The sequence below is a fragment of the Bradyrhizobium sp. 27S5 genome (assembly GCF_037217225.1).
In the GTDB taxonomy this organism is placed as follows: Bacteria; Pseudomonadota; Alphaproteobacteria; order Rhizobiales; family Xanthobacteraceae; genus Bradyrhizobium; species Bradyrhizobium septentrionale.
Genome location: NZ_CP147714.1, coordinates 4,614,599 through 4,632,586, shown reverse-complemented (window position 1 = coordinate 4,632,586; position 17,988 = coordinate 4,614,599). Strand labels below are relative to the sequence as shown.

Here is a 17,988-nt window from a genome sequence, read left to right as displayed (position 1 = left end):
CCAACCCTCACGCGACGAACCGTCGGGCGTCCGCGCCGCGATGCTTCAAGAATTTGTTATTGGAGGTAACAACGGCCGGCGCAAGTGCGTCGAGTAGACAGCGGCAAGTCGTCGCGCTCACATTCGACCTCACAAGGGATCACCAACATGACCACCAAGACCCGCCTCGGCCTTTCCGCCGCGCTGCTCTCGTTCAGCCTGGCGCTCGCGCCGGCCGCCTTCGCTCAGGACAAGATGGGCAAGGACGACGCGATGAAGAAGGAAGACACGATGTCCAAGGATGCCATGAAGAAGGACGGTGGCATGATGAAGAAGGACGACGCCATGAAGAAGGACGGCGGCGCGATGATGAAGAAAGACGACGGCATGAAGAAGAACTGACGCCGCCACAGCTCATCATTCGCAGGCCCGCCATGGTGGCGGGCCTGGTTACGCCTTAGGTGGTGTGGACTCTAAGGATTCCCTTTTAGGAGCAAATCAGATTCAAGGCTGCTTTTGGGGAGGCCGCCTTGGGTGTGATGGACCGTTTGGTATTGAGCGACGCGGCGTGGGAGCGGATAGCGCCGCTGATCATAGGGCGCCCCGATCAGAAGGGCTCCACCGGGCGCGACAACCGGATGTTCGTGGAAGGTGTGCTGTGGATCGTGCGTACGGGGTCTCCCTGGCGCGATCTTCCGGAGGTGTTTGGGGACTGGAACAGCGTGTTCCGGCGCTTCAGTCGATGGAGCATCAAGGGTGTTTGGTGGCGGATCTTCGAGGCGATGTCCGATGATCCGGACTTCGAATATCTGATCGTCGATTCCACCATCGTTCGGGCGCATCAGCACGCCGCCGGCGCCAAAAAGGGGGGTCTGAAGATCAAGCGGAAGATCAAGCGATCGGCCGCTCGCGCGGCGGCCTGAGCACCAAGATACATATGGCCGTTCGAGGCTTGGGATGTCCGGTGCGGTTCAAGCTCACCGCAGGTCAGAAGGGCGATGCACCGCAAGCCGCCGCATTGATCGAAGGCTTATCCGCCGAGGTCGTCATGGCCGATACGGCCTATGACGCCGATCACTTGCGCCAAGCCATCGCCGCCAAAGGCGCGCTCGCCGTGATCCCCAACAACCCGTCACGCGCGCTCAAATATCCACTCGACAAGCATTTCTATGCCCAGCGTTATCTCGTCGAATGCTGCTTCTCAAAGCTCAAGCAGTTCCGCCGCGTCGCAACCCGCTTCGAAAAAACGGCCCGGAACTACCGGGCCGTCGTCACTCTCGCAGCCATCGTTCTATGGATGCGCTAGTGTCCACACCACCTAGCGCTTCTTCTTGCCGCGCTCCTTGCGCGCTGCGTAGCGGGCGTCACGCTTGGCCTTCTGCTCGGCCTCGAGCGCGGACAGCCTTGCAGTTTCCTCTTCCTTCTCCCGCGCGATCCGCTCGGCCTCGGCCGCGGCGGCCTCTTCTTCGCGGCGCTTCCGCTCAGCCTTCTCGGCTTCACGGGTTTCCTTGGCCTTGGCGCGGCGTTCGGCGATCGCCGCGCGCTCCTCGGCCCGCGCCTTCACGCTCGGATCGTCAGCTCCCGGCTGGGTACGAAACTTGTTGAGGAGGTTTTGCCGCGCCTGCAGCGCCGCCTTTTGGCGGTCGGCAAAACCCGGTTCCTTGAAGCCACTCATAGAGGAAGCCTGCTGCTTTCTGTTCGTTGATGGTTGGGGTTCGGTTCGCCGCTTCAATAGGTGAACGGCGGCGAAAATGCCAGTGGCGAACGACGGGCTGTGGAGCAAAGGAGATATGAGCGCACAGCAAATGGCCGACGGCCGTGTTTGCGCCTGACAGGGTGCCGGCGTGGTGAGTGGTTGGTCACCGAACCAGTCTAGCCGCGCTGAAACGGTTCGCGCCGCCCGTTGCCCAGAACCCTGGCGACCGTCTCGGCGGTCATCGCGTCGCGGTCCGAGGCGCGCTGGGCTTCCAGCCTGTCGCGGGCCCTTTCCGTGATCAGGAGGGTGATCAGCCGTAGCCGGCTGGTCTCGTCGACAGCTTCCGAGAGCAGCTGCCTGTAACGCTGATAGTCGTAGGTCGCTTGTTGTTCGCTCACCGGCACGCCCCGCACACGCGCTCCACTTCAGCGAGCAGTTTTTCGCGAGTCGCGGAAGCCCGCAACGGAATTGCAGCGCCGCGAGCTGCAACCGCGCATTTCATTTTGCGACTGTTGCAGAATTGATCGCACGCCACCGAGCAAACGGTCATGATGGGGACAAGCGCAATCTGGAACCGAAGCGAGCATGAGCGAATCCGAAGACGGTGGCAGCCGCCGTGGCGCGCTGATCGGACTGCTGGTCGCAGTGGTCATGCTCGGAGTCGGTCTGTGGCTCGCGCATGAGCTCACCGCGGCGAGCAAGCTGCAGGACTGCCTGATGTCGGGCCGGACCAACTGTAATGTGATCGAGCCCGCACGCTGACCCTGTCTTGCGGCAGTGCAATATCGACCCCACATGCAGCGTAAAGACTCAGCCTGAACTGTTTGGTCCTGATTGTGATTTCAGTCACAGGCGGACAGGTGGGCAGTCTCCCCAGAGATCGGCGGGAACCAAGGCCATGATGTCGAAGCTGTGGTCCGGAAAGGGCGCGGCGCTGGCTGCCGCAGGCGCGGCGGGTGCCGTTTTGGTAGCGTATCTATTGCTGACGCTGGCGTCGCCCGAGCCGGTGTCCAGCGCGGGGCTCGGGCCGGAATGGCAGTGCAACCGGGTGGCCTTCGTGCTGACCACGTGCACCCGTGCGACCGAGGCTGATGCTGAGGTGAAGGCGATCCCGGTGCGGGAGGCGATTCCGGTGCGGGCGAAGGACGATTGTCCGGAACCGTAATCGGCCGGGTCACCCCGGCGGCGGCTGGTCAGTTACTTCTTGGCGGTGCTGCGCGGCTTGATCGACAGGCCGAGGCGCATCGCCATCTTCTTGATTCGCTCCGGCGAACGGCCGGTCGCCTTCACGACCTCTTCCAACGACTTCGAGGAGCGCGCCAGTTCCATCAGTCGTCGGTCCTCCTTGAACGACCAGCGCGGCTTTCGGGCCATCTTGCTGCTATCCTTGTGCATTGCTTGGCAACAAAGCCGCCAGGCGGGGTCGCCTGGCGGCCTTGCCGGTGTGGGCCCGGACCTTGGGGAAATGTCCGGTGGATAAGCAATACTGCTTCCGAATAAGGTCGCAATTGAAACCCGAATTTAACCTAACCCATCAAGGTTACTGAGGTTTAGTCGTGGCAGGAGGCCTTATGCGCAAGGTCGCCATTTTCAGTGCCGCAGCATTCTTACTGTCCGGTTGCTGGTCCGACCCGGAGGTCACGGGATCGACCAACAGCTGTGCGGCCAATCTTTATAGTCAGTACAATCCCAAGGTCATGGATCAGTGCGTTAACGTCTGCATCAAATGTGACCGCGGCAATGTAACGACCTGCACGACCTCCTGTACGCTGAAGGGCGCGCGGTAATCGATCCGCGTCTTCACCGATGCGAACAGGGGCTGTCGGGCGTGCTTGCGCGTGCCGCGACGTCGATGGCGTCGGTGGCCCGGCCGATCACGATCTGCGCCATTTGCAGGTGCGCGGCGCACCTTGCGCGGCGGGATGAACGCCGTTATCGGGTCCGGGCAACGGCGTTGTCGCGCCGGAACCTGAAAGCGTGGAACAGAGCTCGATGAGCGGGCCTTGCTATGTCGCGGTCGATTGGGGCACGAGCAGCTTCCGCCTCTGGCTGATCAATGCGGCAGGCCAGGTGCTCGGCGAGCGCCGCAGCGACGAGGGCATGACGGCAGCCGCCAAGAACGGCTCTAAGACCGGCTTTGCGTCCGTTCTGCAATCCCATCTCGGTGCGCTCGGCGTCGCGGCCGATTTGCCGGTCGTGATCTGCGGCATGGCGGGCGCGCGGCAGGGCTGGGTCGAGGCCGGCTATATCGACACGCCGGCGCATCTCTCCGACGTCCTCACACATGCGGTCGTGGTCGGCGGTCAGGCGCGCGACATCCGCATATTGCCAGGGATCGCGCAGCGCGATGCCAAAATTCCCGACGTGATGCGCGGCGAAGAGACCCAGCTGCTCGGTGCGCTCGGTCTCGACGCACCGGGCGAGGCCTTGGTTTGCATGCCGGGAACCCATTCCAAATGGGTGCGCCTGCGTGGCGGGACGGTCGAACGCTTTGCGACCTTCATGACCGGCGAGTTGTTCAGCGCGATCGCACGCGACACCATCCTGTCACACGCCGTCGCCGGCGCCGCGGAGGCGGTTGACGGCGATGCGTTCCGCTCGGCCGTCGCGGAGGCGTTCGCGGCGCCGGCGCACTCAGCCAATCTGCTGTTTCGCGTGCGATCCCGGCAGCTGCTGTTTGGCGGCTGCGCCCAGGCGGCGCGTGAGACGATCTCGGGCACGTTGATCGGGGTTGAGCTCGCGGCGGGGCTTGCCGAACGGGAACCGGCAACGTCCGTCACGCTGATTGCATCGGGCCGCCTGCAGCAGCTCTATCAAATCGCGCTCGAACGCCTTTCGATTCCGGTCAATATCGTGGACGCGGAGGAAGCGGTTCGCCGCGGGCTCACTGGCGCAGCGGCGGCGATCTGGAAGAAGTGAAGGGGATCAGCGCATGAGCATTCCGTTTCCGCCGATGAAGCGTCCGCTGGTTGCGATCCTGCGCGGCGTCAAGCCGGACGAGGTCCTGGGCATTGTGAGCGCGCTGCTCGAGGCAGGCATGACCGCGATCGAGATTCCGCTGAACTCCCCCGAGCCGTTCCGTTCGATCGCGATCGCGGTGAAGCGGGCGCCGGCCGATGTCCTGATCGGTGCCGGCACGGTGCTGACCACGGCAGACGTCGATCGCCTGCATGACGCCGGCGGCCGCCTCATGGTGTCGCCGAATGTCGATGTCGATGTGTTGCGGCGGGCCCGGGACCACGCGATGGTCACGATGCCCGGCGTGTTCTCGCCGACCGAAGCGCTGCTCGCGGCACGCACTGGCGCCTCGGGCCTGAAATTCTTCCCGGCCAGCGTGCTCGGCGCCTCCGGCATTGCCGCGATCCGCGCCGTGCTGCCGCCGGATCTGATGATCGCGGCGGTCGGCGGCGTCTCGGATCAGAATTTCGTTGAATATGTGAAGGCGGGGGTCCGCGCCTTCGGCCTCGGCAGCAGCCTTTACAAGCCGGGCATGACGGCCGCGGATGTCGCCGTCAGGGCAAAGGTGACGATCGACGCGTATGATGCGGCCGTACAAGCCGCGGGCTAGGCGTGCGCTAATCGTCCCGCTTGCCGCCGTCGATCACGCGGAACAGCGGCGCTGCCTCGCGGGGATTTTCGAGCAGTTCCTCGACCATGGCGATCGCGGCGGCGACGTATTTCTCGGTTGCCGCGTCGAGCGGCCGTTCGGCCTCGTCCGATAGTGCAAGCCTGGCGCCTTCGAGCAGTTTGCGGGTGCGGACGGCGGACTCGTCGCCGGCGGTGAGGGCGGCCCGGGCGATCGATCGCAGCACGAACAACTCACCTTCGAGCCGCAGCAGGCGGTCGTTGAGCTTGCTCAGGACAGTGTTCAGGTTCCGCATGGCGTCCTCTCCGGGCGTTGGATCGCCTTCCTTACACGGACATTCCTGACGAAATTCTTGTCCCGGCCGCGCACCATTTGGTTCGTTGAATGGCGTGCCCGGTCTCCTCATGTTCACGGCGGTCCGCGCAGGTGCGACGATCTGGTCCTGAGGGCGCCTTTGTGGATCGCTGCGAGTGGCCCTAGTAGACTGTCCGCGGTCCGGCGCCGCCGCCGGACGCGCGGGGCGCATCGGCTCAACGTGACACGGACGAAGGAACGCACATGAAGATTGCCGTCGAAACAACCGTTGCCGCGGAGATCGCGGATGTCTGGCGTGCCTACACCACGCCCGACGACATCAAGCAGTGGAACGCGGCCTCCGACGATTGGCACACCACCGCCGCGACCGTCGACCTGCGCGCCGGCGGCGCCTTCTCGTCGCGGATGGAAGCCAAGGACGGCAGCATGGGGTTCGATTTCGCCGGCACCTACACCAGGGTCGAGGCACCCCGGCTGCTCGAATATTCGTTCGGCGATCGTACCGCCCAGGTCGGGTTCACGCCCGAGGCCGGCGGCGTCAAGGTGCAGGTCTCCTTCGACAGCGAGGACACCCATTCGGTCGAGCAGCAGCGCGGCGGCTGGCAGGCCATCCTCGACAATTTCAAGCGCTACGTCGAAGCCAAGCGACGGTCCTGATCCGGCGATTGGAGAACGGCATGATCGACGCGTTAATGGTCTGGCAGCTCGGATCTGCCAGCGAGATCGAGGGGCGGATCAGCGGATCCGACAGCTCGGTGATCGTCGTCGATATGCCGCCCGGACCGGGGCCGGCGTTGCATCGGCACCCGTATGCTGAAACCTTCGTCGTGCTCGAGGGACGCGCGCGGTTCACGATCGAGGGCAGGGACGTTGAGGCCTCCGCCGGCTCGGTTGTGGTGGCGCCGCCGAATGCGGCCCACACGTTCGAAAATCCCGGGCCGGGACGCCTCCTGCAGGTCGACATCCACGCCTCCGACCGTTTCATCACCGAATGGCTGGTGCCGGAGGCCGAACGCCCGCGAGGCGCGGTCGCCGCGCCGCGCGAGCGGAAGACGTGATCTTGAGGCGACCCCGTGCGACGATGCCGGCGAGCATCCGGCGCGAACTTGATGCCGGCGGCCTGATGCAGGCGTTCAACGAGCGCCCGCCATATCAGCGCAACGACTATCTGTACTGGATCGCGCGCAGCGTGCGGGCCGCCACGAAGCGCAAGCGGATCGACCAGATGCTGGAAGAATTGAAAGCCGGCGGGGTTTACATGGGAATGGAGCACCGGCCGAGCAAACGGACGGGGTGACCGTACTCTCGGCGTAGTCGGGATGATCGTCAGGAGCAAAATGCGATGCGCATTGTTTTGGCACTTGGCCTGTTGATCATCATGTCCGCTTCGGCGACCGCCGCAACAAAGCGGCATTCCCACGCACGCCAACCCGCAACCGCTCGCTCCTCCGTGGACGTGACGCCGCGGGCGCGCTTCGCGGTTCCCGGCTGGAGTGATGAGTCGACCCGCCAATGGCTTGACAATGCTTCGTCCGGTGTCGGCCTGGGCGGTTAGTCGAACTGCCACCAGTGGCGGCGGCTCAATCGCCGTCCTCTTCTTCTTCGGTGCCCCGTGCGTTCGATGCCGAGCGGCCGCCATATTGCCGCGGAGCGGCTGCAGCCTTTCTCGGATTCGAGGCTTCGCTTTCACGCAGTTCCTTTCGTGCGCGCCGCGCCAATCGCATCGCTCGCTTGATGTTTGAATCGGGCGAGTCCTCATCAAAAAACAGCACGATCTCGCAGCTCGGGCACTGGCGCGTGTAACCGTTCTGCAGTCGCCTCGCGCGATCGCGAAAAACGTTCTTGCAGCGTGTGCAACGGACCTGGACGGAATCTTCCATGACAATTCCAATATCGATGAACAGCGCGGGCGCTCGCAATCTCCCAGAGGAAGCAATTGCCGATTAAGAAATCGCGAAGCGGCGCGAGCGATCACAGTGAGAATTGGAACCGGCGACGCACCGACAGCATGCCTCTCGAGCGCGATCGGAACTTTGTTCACGCACGGAGAACTACGGAAGAATTGCGTGCGCTCAATGATAAGAACCGAATGCGGTTTCGGACGGGCCGTGACCATCAAAAAAGAAAGGCCCCAGCGCGTGGGCCACGCTGAGGCCAAGTTGACACTTTGGTCGTGGGGCACCGTCACCGGCACCCCGCAGTTAACCTACCTTCGTTTCTGTTTCTTCAAATAGCCCATTTGGGCCATGCTCGTTGGCGGCCGACATGCACACATGGAGTGTCAGGATGTTGCACCACCTTCCTGGGGCTAGGGCCAACGCCGTCCGCATTTATTTCGAGCGGGCGGCGTTGTGCTTTTTGCGCGCGGAATTTTGCCGCGGCTCAAACGCGATCTGCGTTCTCCAGACTGCGGTACGACGAACTTCATTGCGTTACGCACGAGGTCAGCTCGTCACGCTGCCGATACCGCCACAGCTCGATCTCGTAGAAGGCCCATCCGAGACAAGAGCCCAGGCAGCCACAGAGCAGCATGAGGTACAATGCTTGTTCGGTACGGCCCATGACATCACGGAACGAGAACGGCCGGCATCGGCTTCGTCGGTAGCGGAACAAATGTGTTGGGCTGGCCTCGCACCATCGCCAGAACAGCAAGCGCAATGGCCGCAACCGTCAAAAGTCTCGCCATGAAACTGGTCAGAAAAAATGCCTGCAAGAATTCCCGCAGTGTAGCACCCGGTCTGCGATGCCCTTGTGAAGCCTCTCACATGAGTGGACGCGCCGAAGCCGCGGCGTCGCGCGCGGGGACCGCAAATACGCGCAATTGCCGCATTCCCGGGCAACGAGTTCCAAGTCGGCCGTCCCGTGATAGCCAATTTGGGACATGCGCCTTTGGCACAAATTGTACATACTTGGCGCCGTCAGGATTTTGCATCACCTTCCTGGGGCTAGGGCCAACGCCGTCCGCATATATTTCAAGCGGGCGGCGTTGTGCATTTTGGCGGTCGCGCGCTCGGTGATCAGTGATCCATCGGCCGTATCTCCAGGCTCTCGATCCTCACCGGCTGGGCCGCCCCATTGTGCTCGTTCGACGGAGTCAGCGTAACAGGGGAATTGGTGCCGCCGGCCAGCACATTGACGCCGGCGCCGCTAGGGTGGGTGTAGCCACCGGCGAGATCGTCGCTGCCGAGCCACGGCACTGGTCCCATCACCTTCCAGGTCAATGCGACGTCCTGATCGCCGATGAACACGCCGAGATTCCTGATGGCCGCAACGAAGCGACTGTCCGGCGCGCTATCGACGTGCAATACGCAATCGAGATTGGTGATCGGGCCCACGATGAACCCCGTGTCGGGGTCACCCCGGCACGCAAGCGTTCCGACCTGCACCTCTTGTGCATCGGCGGTTCGGATCGGCGCAGCCAAGACGGCCGCGCCACAGGCGGCGAAGAAGATCAGATAACCCGTTCTACGCATGGTGCCGTACAACGCGAATGGGTGCGCAATCGCCCCATCGCCCACGCGCGTCCTGCGCTCGTGGTTAAGAGAGCCTTAGAACGCGCCGCTAGCGGTTCGGCTGCCAACTGACCTTCGTTGCGCGTCAGCGATGATCGGGATGAATGCGCGAGCAAGCCAGCGCTCGGCAGCTGACGGGAGCAATAGAGCAAAGGCCAGGGATCGGCCGTGGCGTGCCGCCACGCCGTTCGGATCACCGACAATGCGCGCGTCCCGAGAAAATACGCCGCCGGGCTCGAAATGCCTTGTCCCGGCGGCGCCCTGTTTCAATCTGGGCCCGCAATCCCAGTAGGGTTATGTCTGCAAGGCCGGGGCCAAGGTTCGAGCGATCCGTAGTCCGGGCTCTAGCGTCCGGCGACCGCCTGATGTTCGTGACTGACCTTCTCGTGCACTGGCGGAGGTCCGAGCGTTGCCCAAACGACCGCGGCAATCACCATCGCCGTCAAAATGGCGCCGGCCAGCGGCCGATCGTTGTCCATACGCCGCCCGATCAGCCGTGATGCTCGAGCTTCCGCATCTCCTGCAGGCGCGCCAGGCAAAAATCCCGATACAACTCGTTGATGAAATCCCACATGACCGAATCCCCTCTGGTCCAATGTTGGGAGGTTAGGCCGCCTTTGTTTCCGGCCGGCTTCGCGGCTTCTGGAAAATGGTTTCATTCAGGGCGGGGAGGGGTGGCGATCCCGGCAGGATTCGAACCTGCAACCCGCGGAGTAGAAACATCTTGGTTGCAACGGCAATCCCTCCGCATCTTCAATACCTTAGATAGTGTCTGGCGCCGAGTTCGGTGATTATTTCGGGGACCGTTTTCGAGACTCCTCCGAAAGTCTGAGTCATTCGCAGCTTGATTGGCCGTACAGCTATGGACCGCTGGAATCGCCGTTCGCTATAAGATTGCTGATTTTGTCTATGGCAATCTTAGGCTGCGCAAATGCTCCTCTCGTTTCTCCTGACTTCCGGATTTCTCGTCGCGCTCGGCATCGCCGGCCGCGCGCTCTACCGCGCCGGTTTCCGCGACGGCCGCGCGCTCGGCCAATCCGAGACCTATGCCCTGTATGTCGCGCCTGCCGCGCCGACGTCGGCGCCGATCAAGTGCAAGCCGGCGCAGCGTGTCGTCGCGCGACGCGCGCGTGGCGATCGGCTCGACTGTCTTTGCCCTGGTCGCCTGCGCCTTACTGTACGCCCTGCCAAGGCAGCCGATTACGCCTGGCCTGCTGCGCGGAGAATTCCGCCAGGGGATGGGCAAGTCCTGGGTGCGGTCGGTGAAGTATCCCGACGAGCTCGCCGGCGCGCGGCTGTTTGAGGATGACCTCGAGCTCGGTCCGGCCAACCAGACGACGCTCGAGGTCGTCGAGGGCGGCGGCGGCCGGTTCCGGCTTTACCGAGATCCGATCGACTACCTGGCGCCGATCCTGGTGTTCTCGACCAGCGACGGCAGCAACCCGAATACCAACGGCCGGAAATACCGGCTCCTGGGACCGGAGCCGGCGCCGGCCGAGGCCGACCAGGCGGCCGAGCGGTCGGCGCTGGTGCGCTAAATTCGTTCCCGGCGCGCGATGCACAGGGTAGGAGCTGGCTCGCGCCTCAGCGGCTCGCGGGCGGCAAGTAGCGGGGCAGCTGACGCATCGCGCATTCGTTTACCTGGGCGTGAAGCGCGTCAGCAGTCGCTGTGTCCCCGAAAAATATCCGGCGGTTCAGCCGGTCCCGGCCGCCGAGCGTCTCAATGCAAAATTCGCGCGCCTTCTGGATGGCGGCGCGTTCCGGGTCGGATAGCGAACTTTGCGCGCCGGCCGACGTCGCTGCCAAAACGAGGGCGGTCGTGATCAAAAAGGGTTTCATATCGATCCTTGCTTTAACGATGCTCGAGAATGGGCGGCTCTGGTCGCGAATTCGCTCATGGGCGGAGATCCTCGCGGGTTTCGGCGTGCTCTGGCTTCCGAGGCGGCAGGGCGATGAACCCCGCAATGATACAAGCCACGCAAAGCAACAATAGCAGAACGAGGAATACGCTCTCGGCCTGGGTTTCGTGGGCTGGGATGAGGTTGTCATCCAGCGGGACGAAACCGAGAGCGCAGAAGGCGCCGACGAACAGCAAAACGGATATGATCCTTCGGAAAATCGTCATTGCGGGGGCTCCTGGCGGGTTTCGGGGGGTGCCGTTGTGGGGATCGGTGCCCGTTTCGCTTTCCGTTCGCGGTGCGGCGAATATCGTGGAAAACCGCGCGACGGCAAGGGCGCCGCGAAAATGTCCGCCTATACAGCATAGTGTGGCGACCAGCGGTCAACTACAAGTGGCGGCAGATTTGTCGGGGAGAGTGCATTGGATATTCAAGATCTGGTAACCCCACCTCCGAAGGGTAAGGTCTGGCTCTGGGTGGGCATCACGATTGTCCTCGCGGTAGTTGCGTCGGCGCTTTGGGACTTCCTTTTTAAGCCCCTGACGTTGTGGACAATCGATGAAATCGTCGTGCTCACTAATCTCGGATCGAAGTCATTAACTGACAGCATGTATCGAGATATTGCGAAGCCGCCCTATGAACGCGCCAGTTATCTGTCGCTGCTCCTAATATCCGGCACGACCGCGGGCCTCTTTGTGGGGATGGTTGTCCGCCGAAGGTCGGGGACACTCCTGAAGAAACCGACGGGATTTTTGGAATCCGCCTCGGTGGTAGGCATCGCCCTGGCGATACTGCTGCAATCAGTTCGCGTCGGTTACATCGTAAAGTCAAACGCATATATCGAACAGCTGCAACGGGCTTCCGCGCCTTACATGACGTCGGATCAGCGATTGGTGGTTTCTTCGAAAGCGGCATTAATCGAATCTAAGTCGGACTACGACGCGCTGGTAAAGGAAATGATTGATGCGCTTGCAGCGCATGGGCTGAAGGCTCCGACAAGGGATGTGTTCTTCGATTAGTCAGCCCGTGCCGGCGGTTCCTGATTCGCAATTTGCGCCGACGATACCTATCTCGCCGGCATGGCAAAGCGGTTTGAGTTTGCGCGGCCGGTGACCGCAAAGGCGGTGCCGGCGGGGCCGCAGTGGATTCATGAAATCAAATTCGACGGGTTCTGGATGCGTGTCGCGCGCGACGGCGATCGCGTGCGGCTGTTCACGATGAACGGCGCGGACTGGACCGATCGTTATCCCTGGATCGTCGAGGCCGCGCGCCGGCAAAAGCCGAGCCGGTTCGTGCTCGACGGTGAGGCCGTCGTCCTGGACGCGCGCAGCTACAGCGATTTCGACGCGCTGGTCTCGCGCAAGCATGACGACGAGGTCCAGCTCTACGCCTTTGACGTGCTCGAGCTCGAGGGCGCGGATCTCCGGCGCCTGCCGCTGTCGATGCGCAAAACCAATCTGCAGCGGCTGCTCGCGCGCCGCGTCGACGGTATCCAGCTTGCGCCGTTTGAGGCCGGCGAGATCGGGCCGGATCTGTTTCGCCATGCCTGCCTGCACGGTCTCGAGGGCATCGTCTCGAAACAGCTCGAGCGGACCTATAAGCCGGGCCGCTGCGATCACTGGATCAAGTCGAAAAACCCGGATCATCCGGCCTTCCGCCGGGTGCGTGACAAGTTCTAGCGCTTGCGCAGGTTCATGGCGGCGTAGGCTTCCGCCAGCTTTTCCGGCGTCTGCCTGGCCTTGAAGGCGAGCCAGGCCGATTTGAAATCGGCCTTCGCTGCGTCCAGGCTGTCGGCGCTGCCGACCGGCAGGCCGCCGGTGATATGCACCTGGACATGCCAAAGCCAGACGCCGGGCGAGCGCTCGCTGGCATAGCGGATGCGGCCGATCTGCTGGCCGTCCTCGAGGACGGAGTAATCCCGCTTGCCGATCGGCCGCAGCGCCAGGCTCATTCGTCGTCGCCCTTGTTCTCGATAGCCTTCGGCGTCTGCTCGAGCTGGTCGAGCTGCTCGCGCTGGCGCTGCTGCGCCTCGGCGGTGCGCTCCATCGCGGCGCGGACGTCGTCGACGGTCGCGCCGGTGTAGAATTCGGACGTGATGGCAATCGTGGAATGGCCGAGCAGCTCCTGCACAATGCGCAGATTGCCGGTCGCGCGCAGCGTCCGCATGCCGGTCGTGTGGCGCAGGTCATGAATGCGAGCGTCGACGCCGGCCTTTTCCCATTTTCGTTTTTTGTTTGAGGCAAAGCCGGTCGCAGTGATCGGATAGCGCTCGCCTTTGACCAGGTCGCCGAGCTTGCGGCCTTTCCTGGTGCGGTTTTTCCAGGTCCGCTGCGCCTTGTAGGTGAAAACGAATTTCGGATGGTGACCGCGCCGGCGCCAAAGGATTGCATAGGCCTCGCGCGAGAGCGGGATGATCCGCGGCTCGTCGCCTTTTGTCACGACGCTGATCGTGCCGAGCTCGAAATTGACCTGCGGCCAGGTCAACAGGAGATTTTGCCGGCGCAATCCCGTGATGATCGCGAAACGGCGGAGCTCGATGAAATCGAAGTTCTCGGCCTCGTCGAGGCGCAGCTCCTCGCTCGGCAGGATCTCGCGGACCGGCCGCTTTTTCTGTTTGAGGCGGTGTTTCTTCCAGGTCGGTTCGTTCGGTAGAACGGCGTTCCAGTTCTCTTTCGCGCGACGCATCACACGGCGCAGCAGATCCATCGTGCGATTGACGGTCGACGGCGTGATCTGCCGATAGAGGATCTTTGCTCTGCCCTTGTCGACGACCGTTCGATCGCGTCGCCGATCTTTCCGGCGCTCGGCGACGAGGTTCGCGACCGTGTCGTCGATAATGTCCTGCAATAGCGTTTTGCCGCCGATGATCTCGACGATGCGATCGAGCGCGGATTTGATTTTGAGGTCGGCCAGGTTTTGGCCGTGCTCGTCCCACCAGCGTTCGCAGGCGCGCTCGAGCGTTAGCGGTCCTCGGCGCGCGGCGATCCAGCCGGCGACGAGCTCGCGGGCTCGGTCCTTTTCTTGCGCCTCGGCTGCACGCGCGTCACTCTCGCTCTCGCATTCGGTTGACCCGGAAAAACGATAACCTTTGATCTGGAAATCGAAGTGCCAGAATGGGCTCTGGGTGTGCCGATAGACGGACATGGTGTTTCCTCGAGCGCCTGCAGAAAAGCCTCTACGTCAGACCGCGTGAACACGCGGCGGGGCTTTACACGGCCTTTGCCTTTGATGCGGCCGTTTAGTTTTTCGTCGGCAATATGCCGCGCGATCGTGGCGCGGTCCATCGGCATCAAGCGCGCGAGCTGCGGGACGTCGATCAATGCGAAGGCGCAGAAATGCGCGTCGAGCGCCTGCGGGAGCGCGGTCATGCGGCCTCCGGATGCTTGACGTCGGCCGGCGCCGGCCAGCGCGCGGCGAAACGCTGCATCGTTGCCTCGTCGGCGAAGCCGAACCAGGTCCAGCCGTGGATCGTCGCGCTGCCGCGATGCCAGGTGCCGGCGCGGCCGTGGATCGGCGAGGACATGTCGCCGAGCTCGTCGTAACACCAGCGCATGATCTCGTCCTCGCGGCCGTCGCGGTAATTGCCGGTATAGGCCTCGAGCATCCAGGGCGTCGGCGTCCAGACCTCGCGCATGATCTCGCCGCGGTCGACCGTGCCGTAGTCGAAAGCCATGGTTCGCTGATAGAGCGCGGTCCCGATCATGGTGCTGCCTTTGGCTTGCGTTGCAGACGACCGTCGACGATCTCGGCCAGGCCGCGAGCGACCAGGCCTGCGGCGGTTTCTTCGCGCAGGGTTCGGGTGCCGAGCCGCCAGCCGCCGCGAGGCCGGCGGACGAAATGATGACCGAGGGCGAGCAGGCGCAGCGTCACGGGCTGCCCCGAAATGGCACTGCTTCGCGCGATGCGTGCGCGGGAGAGAATTGCAACGGGTTGCGGAACCGCGCCTCTTGAATCTTTTGGTTGCATAGGGTCGAGCGTGACTTTGTCACTCAACTCACACCCGTAGATTTGCGGGATATGCATCTATCCAGTTGTCCAATTAGAAACACTCGCGTTCCCGGCGGCGAATGCCGGGGGCTCTGTGATAATCACAAAATGTGAATGTCGGCAACGTCCGTATTAACGGCGTGTGAATGCCAGTGGAAAAACAACAATGAAAACACTTATGTCGAGCCGTCCGCGGTCGTCGGAGGCAAACCGTCACCTTGCTTTGCAGCTTGCGATCCAGCTGCCTGATTCGACCGAGGACGCGCGCCAGGTCGTCGACGAGCTCGCCGTGCTGCTCGAGGGTTACATGACGGCGCCGGGGCCTCGGCCGCTATGGCAGCGGCAGGTCCTGGCGCTCGATCCGCCATATCGCGCGGGGCCGGCGCTGTTCTGGACGTTGGCGCTGTTCCTGCTGGTGATGCCGATCGCCGTGGCGCTGGTTTCGTTGGTCGGCGTCCAGTCGATCGAGATGCCGCTGATCGCGCCGCTGGCGTCCGGCTGCTCGATTGTTTTCGGTCGGCGCTATGGCGTCCTGGTCGGCGTCCTGGCCGGCGTCGCGCATAATCTGCTGATCGTGCCGCCGGCGCTCGAGTTGTCTATTCCGACAGTGCTCGAGCTCGTTTTTGGTGGGTGCTATGCCGTCGCGGCGATCGTGGTCCCGACCATTGCCAGGCATTCGGCGGCGCTGCGCGCGGCGGCTATGAGCGCTTGCGTGCGGCTCGCTCCAATGCCTGGATCGCCGTCGCCAGGTTGACCGGGACGTCGTTTGCCATGCCGCGATAGATCCAATTGAGGCCGACGCCGGTCGCCTTGCAGACCTTGAGGGCGGCGTCGATCGTGATGCGTCGGCCGCCGACCTCATAGTTATTCCACTGCGGCCCATCGATCCCAACCAGGCGGCACCAGGCCGCCTGGGTTAGCTTCATTGCCTCGCGCGTTCGCTTGAGGCGATGCGCAACCGCCTCTGTGCTCTCGGGATTTTGGTCTGCTGATGTGGCCGCCATAACGAGCGGCAATGTCGCTGAAGCTGCCAACATTTACTATTTACCCAATGTGAACAGTTTGGACATTCACAATCTGTGAAGTATGGTCCGGGCGTCATGAATGATTCGCACTTTAGAAAACTGAGCACGGCAGCCGCCGTCGTCGACGCGGTCGGCGGGACGTTCAAGGCCGCGGAAATCGCTGATTGCAAACCGCCGGCGATCTCCAACGCGATCGCCCGCGGCCGTCTGCCTTCTCCAACATTTTTGATTTTCGAGGCCGAGCTCGCCGAGCGCGGTCTCAAGGCGCCGCCGGAGCTCTGGGGCATCCGGTCGCCTCGTCGCAAGCGTCGCTAACGGTTTTTCGCACAGGGGCAACATGGGGCGAGAGGCTACACGGGTTCCCGCGGGGAACGCAAAAAAGCGGACCGGCCAACAGGCCGGGACAAACCGGCCAGCTGGCCGGTCGATCGCGCCGGCGATGCAGGTTTTCCGCAGGCTTTTCCCGCATCAGACCGCGGCCGAGCTCGCGATCCGAACCGGCGCCGAGATCCGCCATTGCGAGCGCTGTCTCGCCGGCGATCGGGATCTCGGCAGCGCCTTCCAAGCCAAGCTGCTGCAGTCCGACGTCGGCGACAAGATCCTCGACGCGATCATGGGCGAGGCGCGGCCGGCTTGGTGGGTCGGATTCAAAAAACAGCTCGAGCTCTCGAAACTGGTCAAGGCGCAGGCCGAGCTCGGCCGGCAGATCGAATCCATGCAGCGCGGCATGGCGGATTAGCGGGGCAATCATGGAGCAAAACACTTTCGCCGGCGTCGACGTCAACGATCTGCGCTTTCTCGTCATGATGGGTTGCGTGCTGCTCGTCGCCGCGTTCGCCGCGGTCGGCGCGGCGATGCAGCCTTTCCTCGATCGCCGCCGCGACGCCGGCGCCGGCGCCGGCTTTCGCTGGGTGCGCCGATGACCAAGAGACCGGCCGCAGAAACTCGCGCGACGACGATCGCCAAAGACCAGCTGAAATCGATCATTGAGCGCGTCGAGCGCCTGATCGAGGAGAAAAAGACGATCTCCGACGACATCAGCGACGTCTATGCCGAGGCCAAGGGCAACGGTTTCGACGTCAAGGCGCTGCGCGCGATCGTCAAGCTGCGCAAGCTCGATCCGATTGAGCGCGAGGCCGAGGAGGCGATCCTCGAGACCTACATGCAGGCGCTGGGAATGCTTTGATGCACGGCTGTTTCGCAAAGACGCGCGAGGAGCTCGAGGCGTCGGCGGACCTGGTCGACCTGACCGGCACGCCATGGCGGCGGATCTGGCTATCGGCGCGCGAGCCGATCTGGACGCTGGTCGACGCCGTCGATTACGCCTGGCTGTCGGAAAAGATCTGGAACGTCTGGCACGCCGGCCGCGGCGATTGGATGCGCTACGCCAAGCGCAACGTTGACGTCTCGCGCGCGACCGTCCGCATGCATCGTGAGATCATGATCCTCGCCGAGCCGCGAGACGAGGCTTACCTGCGCTCGCATTTCGTCGACCATATCAACGGTCAGACGCTCGACAACCGCCGCGCAAACCTGCGCTGGGCAACCAAGCAAGAAAACGCAGCCAACCGCCGCAGGCGCGGCTCGGCGCCGTCGCTCGAGGACATCGTCCGCGAGCTCGTCGCCGGCCTGCCGCCGCAGCCTCAACTCGAGGAGATCCCGTTTTGACCGAGCTCGTTCGCTATGAGGCCGCGCGCAAGGCGCTGGCCGAGGCCGTCGCGGTCGACGAGGTCCAGGAGATCCGCAGCCAGGCCGAGGCAATGCGCCACTACGCGCGCCAGGCGAAGAATCGCGACCTCGAGATCCAGGCGGCGCAGCTGCGTTTCCGCGCCGAGCGGCGCCTCGGCGAGATGATCGTCGCGCAAAAGGAAACGGTCGGGCTCAATACCGGATCGCGCGGTCAGCTGCGCGGCCGGAACGTTTCTGGCCATTCGGTTTCCCGAACAGCCAGAAGATGACCGGCCGACACTCGCCGAGGCCGGGATCGACC

General features: G+C 63.3%; 32 protein-coding genes and 1 pseudogene. 20 read left to right on the top strand and 13 right to left on the bottom strand.

Annotation, left to right across the window (positions count from 1 at the left end; translation table 11 throughout):
- Window positions 1–147 precede the first annotated feature (147 nt).
- Window positions 148–381, top strand: a complete 234-nt coding sequence (locus tag WDM24_RS21675; protein WP_016842498.1) for a pentapeptide MXKDX repeat protein — start codon at window positions 148–150, stop codon at window positions 379–381.
- 137 nt (window positions 382–518) lie between these two features.
- A pseudogene (locus WDM24_RS21670) lies at window positions 519–1,285 on the top strand (IS5 family transposase).
- Window positions 1,286–1,297: 12 nt separating this feature from the next.
- Here the strand turns inward: WDM24_RS21670 and WDM24_RS21665 are convergent.
- On the bottom strand, window positions 1,298–1,654 hold the full coding sequence (locus WDM24_RS21665) for a DUF6481 family protein (RefSeq protein WP_338826784.1): 357 nt from the start codon (window positions 1,652–1,654) through the stop codon (window positions 1,298–1,300).
- A 197-nt stretch (window positions 1,655–1,851) separates the two neighbouring features.
- Entirely contained in the window at window positions 1,852–2,073 is a 222-nt protein-coding gene (locus WDM24_RS21660) for a hypothetical protein (RefSeq protein ID WP_338688509.1), read from the bottom strand.
- Between the two features lie 187 nt (window positions 2,074–2,260).
- On the opposite strand from WDM24_RS21660, the gene WDM24_RS21655 reads away from it, so the two are divergent.
- A complete protein-coding gene (locus tag WDM24_RS21655) occupies window positions 2,261–2,437 on the top strand; it encodes a hypothetical protein (RefSeq protein WP_165123723.1) in 177 nt (58 codons plus the stop codon).
- A gap of 136 nt (window positions 2,438–2,573) precedes the next feature.
- Window positions 2,574–2,840 carry a hypothetical protein gene (locus WDM24_RS21650; RefSeq protein ID WP_175619273.1) on the top strand — a complete coding sequence of 89 codons (267 nt, stop codon included), beginning with the start codon at window positions 2,574–2,576 and terminating at the stop codon, window positions 2,838–2,840.
- A gap of 32 nt (window positions 2,841–2,872) precedes the next feature.
- Here WDM24_RS21650 and WDM24_RS21645 read toward each other — a convergent pair whose 3' ends face one another.
- Window positions 2,873–3,049: a hypothetical protein gene (locus tag WDM24_RS21645; RefSeq protein ID WP_165123721.1), complete on the bottom strand. Its 177-nt coding sequence runs from the start codon at window positions 3,047–3,049 to the stop codon at window positions 2,873–2,875.
- 618 nt (window positions 3,050–3,667) lie between these two features.
- On the opposite strand from WDM24_RS21645, the gene WDM24_RS21640 reads away from it, so the two are divergent.
- Together WDM24_RS21640 and WDM24_RS21635 are read left to right on the top strand one after the other, a co-directional pair.
- A complete protein-coding gene (locus tag WDM24_RS21640) occupies window positions 3,668–4,594 on the top strand; it encodes a 2-dehydro-3-deoxygalactonokinase (protein WP_338826781.1) in 927 nt (308 codons plus the stop codon).
- 13 nt (window positions 4,595–4,607) lie between these two features.
- Complete coding sequence (locus WDM24_RS21635; RefSeq protein WP_338826779.1) at window positions 4,608–5,243, top strand: 2-dehydro-3-deoxy-6-phosphogalactonate aldolase; 636 nt, start codon at window positions 4,608–4,610, stop codon at window positions 5,241–5,243.
- A gap of 7 nt (window positions 5,244–5,250) precedes the next feature.
- On the opposite strand, the gene WDM24_RS21630 is transcribed toward WDM24_RS21635, so the two are convergent.
- Window positions 5,251–5,556, bottom strand: a complete 306-nt coding sequence (locus WDM24_RS21630) for a hypothetical protein (protein WP_021079283.1) — start codon at window positions 5,554–5,556, stop codon at window positions 5,251–5,253.
- Window positions 5,557–5,819: 263 nt separating this feature from the next.
- On the opposite strand from WDM24_RS21630, the gene WDM24_RS21625 reads away from it, so the two are divergent.
- The 4 genes from WDM24_RS21625 to WDM24_RS21610 are packed head-to-tail and all read left to right on the top strand — an operon-like array spanning window position 5,820 to window position 7,131.
- Window positions 5,820–6,233: an SRPBCC family protein gene (locus tag WDM24_RS21625; protein ID WP_338826777.1), complete on the top strand. Its 414-nt coding sequence runs from the start codon at window positions 5,820–5,822 to the stop codon at window positions 6,231–6,233.
- 20 nt (window positions 6,234–6,253) lie between these two features.
- Complete coding sequence (locus tag WDM24_RS21620; protein WP_338826775.1) at window positions 6,254–6,634, top strand: cupin domain-containing protein; 381 nt, start codon at window positions 6,254–6,256, stop codon at window positions 6,632–6,634.
- A complete protein-coding gene (locus tag WDM24_RS21615) occupies window positions 6,631–6,873 on the top strand; it encodes a YdeI/OmpD-associated family protein (RefSeq protein ID WP_338826773.1) in 243 nt (80 codons plus the stop codon). Before WDM24_RS21620 ends, WDM24_RS21615 begins: the two co-directional genes overlap by 4 nt.
- Window positions 6,874–6,918: 45 nt before the next feature.
- Window positions 6,919–7,131, top strand: coding sequence for a hypothetical protein (locus tag WDM24_RS21610; RefSeq protein WP_338826771.1), 213 nt, complete (start codon window positions 6,919–6,921; stop codon window positions 7,129–7,131).
- A 25-nt stretch (window positions 7,132–7,156) separates the two neighbouring features.
- Here the strand turns inward: WDM24_RS21610 and WDM24_RS21605 are convergent, their stop codons facing one another.
- A complete protein-coding gene (locus WDM24_RS21605; RefSeq protein WP_338826769.1) occupies window positions 7,157–7,456 on the bottom strand; it encodes a hypothetical protein in 300 nt (99 codons plus the stop codon).
- A 1,137-nt stretch (window positions 7,457–8,593) separates the two neighbouring features.
- Window positions 8,594–9,049, bottom strand: a complete 456-nt coding sequence (locus tag WDM24_RS21600; RefSeq protein WP_338826767.1) for a DUF992 domain-containing protein — start codon at window positions 9,047–9,049, stop codon at window positions 8,594–8,596.
- A gap of 1,148 nt (window positions 9,050–10,197) precedes the next feature.
- On the opposite strand from WDM24_RS21600, the gene WDM24_RS21595 reads away from it, so the two are divergent.
- The gene (locus WDM24_RS21595; RefSeq protein ID WP_338826765.1) at window positions 10,198–10,626 is read left to right on the top strand and encodes a hypothetical protein; all 429 of its coding nucleotides are present in this window, start codon (window positions 10,198–10,200) and stop codon (window positions 10,624–10,626) included.
- A gap of 46 nt (window positions 10,627–10,672) precedes the next feature.
- Here WDM24_RS21595 and WDM24_RS21590 read toward each other — a convergent pair whose 3' ends face one another.
- A complete protein-coding gene (locus tag WDM24_RS21590) occupies window positions 10,673–10,927 on the bottom strand; it encodes a hypothetical protein (protein WP_338826764.1) in 255 nt (84 codons plus the stop codon).
- A gap of 55 nt (window positions 10,928–10,982) precedes the next feature.
- Entirely contained in the window at window positions 10,983–11,213 is a 231-nt protein-coding gene (locus tag WDM24_RS21585) for a hypothetical protein (RefSeq protein WP_338826762.1), read from the bottom strand.
- 195 nt (window positions 11,214–11,408) lie between these two features.
- On the opposite strand from WDM24_RS21585, the gene WDM24_RS21580 reads away from it, so the two are divergent.
- Complete coding sequence (locus WDM24_RS21580) at window positions 11,409–12,005, top strand: hypothetical protein (protein ID WP_338826760.1); 597 nt, start codon at window positions 11,409–11,411, stop codon at window positions 12,003–12,005.
- Between the two features lie 60 nt (window positions 12,006–12,065).
- The gene (locus WDM24_RS21575) at window positions 12,066–12,665 is read left to right on the top strand and encodes an RNA ligase family protein (RefSeq protein WP_338826758.1); all 600 of its coding nucleotides are present in this window, start codon (window positions 12,066–12,068) and stop codon (window positions 12,663–12,665) included.
- Here WDM24_RS21575 and WDM24_RS21570 read toward each other — a convergent pair.
- From WDM24_RS21570 to WDM24_RS21555, 4 genes are all read right to left on the bottom strand, one after another.
- Window positions 12,662–12,937, bottom strand: coding sequence for a hypothetical protein (locus WDM24_RS21570; protein ID WP_338826756.1), 276 nt, complete (start codon window positions 12,935–12,937; stop codon window positions 12,662–12,664). The genes WDM24_RS21575 and WDM24_RS21570 overlap by 4 nt on opposite strands.
- On the bottom strand, window positions 12,934–14,130 hold the full coding sequence (locus WDM24_RS21565) for a site-specific integrase (protein ID WP_338826754.1): 1,197 nt from the start codon (window positions 14,128–14,130) through the stop codon (window positions 12,934–12,936). Before WDM24_RS21565 ends, WDM24_RS21570 begins: the two co-directional genes overlap by 4 nt.
- Before the next feature lie 220 nt (window positions 14,131–14,350).
- A complete protein-coding gene (locus WDM24_RS21560) occupies window positions 14,351–14,689 on the bottom strand; it encodes a hypothetical protein (protein ID WP_338826752.1) in 339 nt (112 codons plus the stop codon).
- On the bottom strand, window positions 14,686–15,009 hold the full coding sequence (locus WDM24_RS21555; RefSeq protein WP_338826750.1) for a hypothetical protein: 324 nt from the start codon (window positions 15,007–15,009) through the stop codon (window positions 14,686–14,688). Before WDM24_RS21555 ends, WDM24_RS21560 begins: the two co-directional genes overlap by 4 nt.
- Window positions 15,010–15,139: 130 nt before the next feature.
- Here WDM24_RS21555 and WDM24_RS21550 point away from each other — a divergent pair, with 130 nt between their 5' ends.
- Window positions 15,140–15,727, top strand: coding sequence for a hypothetical protein (locus WDM24_RS21550; protein WP_338826749.1), 588 nt, complete (start codon window positions 15,140–15,142; stop codon window positions 15,725–15,727).
- On the opposite strand, the gene WDM24_RS21545 is transcribed toward WDM24_RS21550, so the two are convergent.
- On the bottom strand, window positions 15,672–15,899 hold the full coding sequence (locus WDM24_RS21545; protein WP_338826748.1) for a helix-turn-helix transcriptional regulator: 228 nt from the start codon (window positions 15,897–15,899) through the stop codon (window positions 15,672–15,674). The two genes, WDM24_RS21550 and WDM24_RS21545, sit on opposite strands and share 56 nt — an antisense overlap.
- 174 nt (window positions 15,900–16,073) lie before the next feature.
- Here WDM24_RS21545 and WDM24_RS21540 point away from each other — a divergent pair, with 174 nt between their 5' ends.
- From WDM24_RS21540 to WDM24_RS21515, 6 genes are all read left to right on the top strand, one after another.
- Window positions 16,074–16,313 (top strand): hypothetical protein, encoded by a 240-nt coding sequence (locus WDM24_RS21540; protein ID WP_338826747.1) that lies wholly within the window; start codon window positions 16,074–16,076, stop codon window positions 16,311–16,313.
- Window positions 16,314–16,437: 124 nt separating this feature from the next.
- On the top strand, window positions 16,438–16,737 hold the full coding sequence (locus tag WDM24_RS21535; protein WP_029083913.1) for a hypothetical protein: 300 nt from the start codon (window positions 16,438–16,440) through the stop codon (window positions 16,735–16,737).
- A 10-nt stretch (window positions 16,738–16,747) separates the two neighbouring features.
- Window positions 16,748–16,921, top strand: a complete 174-nt coding sequence (locus tag WDM24_RS21530) for a hypothetical protein (RefSeq protein WP_338826745.1) — start codon at window positions 16,748–16,750, stop codon at window positions 16,919–16,921.
- Entirely contained in the window at window positions 16,918–17,184 is a 267-nt protein-coding gene (locus tag WDM24_RS21525; RefSeq protein ID WP_338826743.1) for a DUF2312 domain-containing protein, read from the top strand. Before WDM24_RS21530 ends, WDM24_RS21525 begins: the two co-directional genes overlap by 4 nt.
- Window positions 17,184–17,666, top strand: coding sequence for an HNH endonuclease (locus tag WDM24_RS21520; RefSeq protein ID WP_338700698.1), 483 nt, complete (start codon window positions 17,184–17,186; stop codon window positions 17,664–17,666). The genes WDM24_RS21525 and WDM24_RS21520 overlap by 1 nt, the downstream gene beginning before the upstream one ends.
- On the top strand, window positions 17,663–17,956 hold the full coding sequence (locus WDM24_RS21515) for a hypothetical protein (protein WP_338826741.1): 294 nt from the start codon (window positions 17,663–17,665) through the stop codon (window positions 17,954–17,956). Before WDM24_RS21520 ends, WDM24_RS21515 begins: the two co-directional genes overlap by 4 nt.
- The last annotated feature ends 32 nt before the right edge of the window (window positions 17,957–17,988 follow it).

What these genes read in the sequence shown, in the direction of transcription:
- WDM24_RS21635 (WP_338826779.1), top strand. Translation starts at nt 4,608, where the DNA reads ATGAGCATTCCGTTTCCGCCGATGAAGCGTCCGCTGGTTGCGATCCTG.
- WDM24_RS21605 (WP_338826769.1), bottom strand. Translation starts at nt 7,456, where the DNA reads ATGGAAGATTCCGTCCAGGTCCGTTGCACACGCTGCAAGAACGTTTTT.
- WDM24_RS21630 (WP_021079283.1), bottom strand. Translation starts at nt 5,556, where the DNA reads ATGCGGAACCTGAACACTGTCCTGAGCAAGCTCAACGACCGCCTGCTG.
- WDM24_RS21655 (WP_165123723.1), top strand. Translation starts at nt 2,261, where the DNA reads ATGAGCGAATCCGAAGACGGTGGCAGCCGCCGTGGCGCGCTGATCGGA.
- WDM24_RS21620 (WP_338826775.1), top strand. Translation starts at nt 6,254, where the DNA reads ATGATCGACGCGTTAATGGTCTGGCAGCTCGGATCTGCCAGCGAGATC.
- WDM24_RS21565 (WP_338826754.1), bottom strand. Translation starts at nt 14,130, where the DNA reads ATGTCCGTCTATCGGCACACCCAGAGCCCATTCTGGCACTTCGATTTC.
- WDM24_RS21645 (WP_165123721.1), bottom strand. Translation starts at nt 3,049, where the DNA reads ATGGCCCGAAAGCCGCGCTGGTCGTTCAAGGAGGACCGACGACTGATG.
- WDM24_RS21545 (WP_338826748.1), bottom strand. Translation starts at nt 15,899, where the DNA reads ATGAAGCTAACCCAGGCGGCCTGGTGCCGCCTGGTTGGGATCGATGGG.
- WDM24_RS21570 (WP_338826756.1), bottom strand. Translation starts at nt 12,937, where the DNA reads ATGAGCCTGGCGCTGCGGCCGATCGGCAAGCGGGATTACTCCGTCCTC.
- WDM24_RS21585 (WP_338826762.1), bottom strand. Translation starts at nt 11,213, where the DNA reads ATGACGATTTTCCGAAGGATCATATCCGTTTTGCTGTTCGTCGGCGCC.
- WDM24_RS21520 (WP_338700698.1), top strand. Translation starts at nt 17,184, where the DNA reads ATGCACGGCTGTTTCGCAAAGACGCGCGAGGAGCTCGAGGCGTCGGCG.
- WDM24_RS21560 (WP_338826752.1), bottom strand. Translation starts at nt 14,689, where the DNA reads ATGATCGGGACCGCGCTCTATCAGCGAACCATGGCTTTCGACTACGGC.
- WDM24_RS21640 (WP_338826781.1), top strand. Translation starts at nt 3,668, where the DNA reads ATGAGCGGGCCTTGCTATGTCGCGGTCGATTGGGGCACGAGCAGCTTC.
- WDM24_RS21555 (WP_338826750.1), bottom strand. Translation starts at nt 15,009, where the DNA reads ATGCATATCCCGCAAATCTACGGGTGTGAGTTGAGTGACAAAGTCACG.
- WDM24_RS21540 (WP_338826747.1), top strand. Translation starts at nt 16,074, where the DNA reads ATGAATGATTCGCACTTTAGAAAACTGAGCACGGCAGCCGCCGTCGTC.
- WDM24_RS21535 (WP_029083913.1), top strand. Translation starts at nt 16,438, where the DNA reads ATGCAGGTTTTCCGCAGGCTTTTCCCGCATCAGACCGCGGCCGAGCTC.
- WDM24_RS21550 (WP_338826749.1), top strand. Translation starts at nt 15,140, where the DNA reads ATGAAAACACTTATGTCGAGCCGTCCGCGGTCGTCGGAGGCAAACCGT.
- WDM24_RS21625 (WP_338826777.1), top strand. Translation starts at nt 5,820, where the DNA reads ATGAAGATTGCCGTCGAAACAACCGTTGCCGCGGAGATCGCGGATGTC.
- WDM24_RS21590 (WP_338826764.1), bottom strand. Translation starts at nt 10,927, where the DNA reads ATGAAACCCTTTTTGATCACGACCGCCCTCGTTTTGGCAGCGACGTCG.
- WDM24_RS21600 (WP_338826767.1), bottom strand. Translation starts at nt 9,049, where the DNA reads ATGCGTAGAACGGGTTATCTGATCTTCTTCGCCGCCTGTGGCGCGGCC.
- WDM24_RS21575 (WP_338826758.1), top strand. Translation starts at nt 12,066, where the DNA reads ATGGCAAAGCGGTTTGAGTTTGCGCGGCCGGTGACCGCAAAGGCGGTG.
- WDM24_RS21525 (WP_338826743.1), top strand. Translation starts at nt 16,918, where the DNA reads ATGACCAAGAGACCGGCCGCAGAAACTCGCGCGACGACGATCGCCAAA.
- WDM24_RS21675 (WP_016842498.1), top strand. Translation starts at nt 148, where the DNA reads ATGACCACCAAGACCCGCCTCGGCCTTTCCGCCGCGCTGCTCTCGTTC.
- WDM24_RS21610 (WP_338826771.1), top strand. Translation starts at nt 6,919, where the DNA reads ATGCGCATTGTTTTGGCACTTGGCCTGTTGATCATCATGTCCGCTTCG.
- WDM24_RS21650 (WP_175619273.1), top strand. Translation starts at nt 2,574, where the DNA reads ATGATGTCGAAGCTGTGGTCCGGAAAGGGCGCGGCGCTGGCTGCCGCA.
- WDM24_RS21665 (WP_338826784.1), bottom strand. Translation starts at nt 1,654, where the DNA reads ATGAGTGGCTTCAAGGAACCGGGTTTTGCCGACCGCCAAAAGGCGGCG.
- WDM24_RS21530 (WP_338826745.1), top strand. Translation starts at nt 16,748, where the DNA reads ATGGAGCAAAACACTTTCGCCGGCGTCGACGTCAACGATCTGCGCTTT.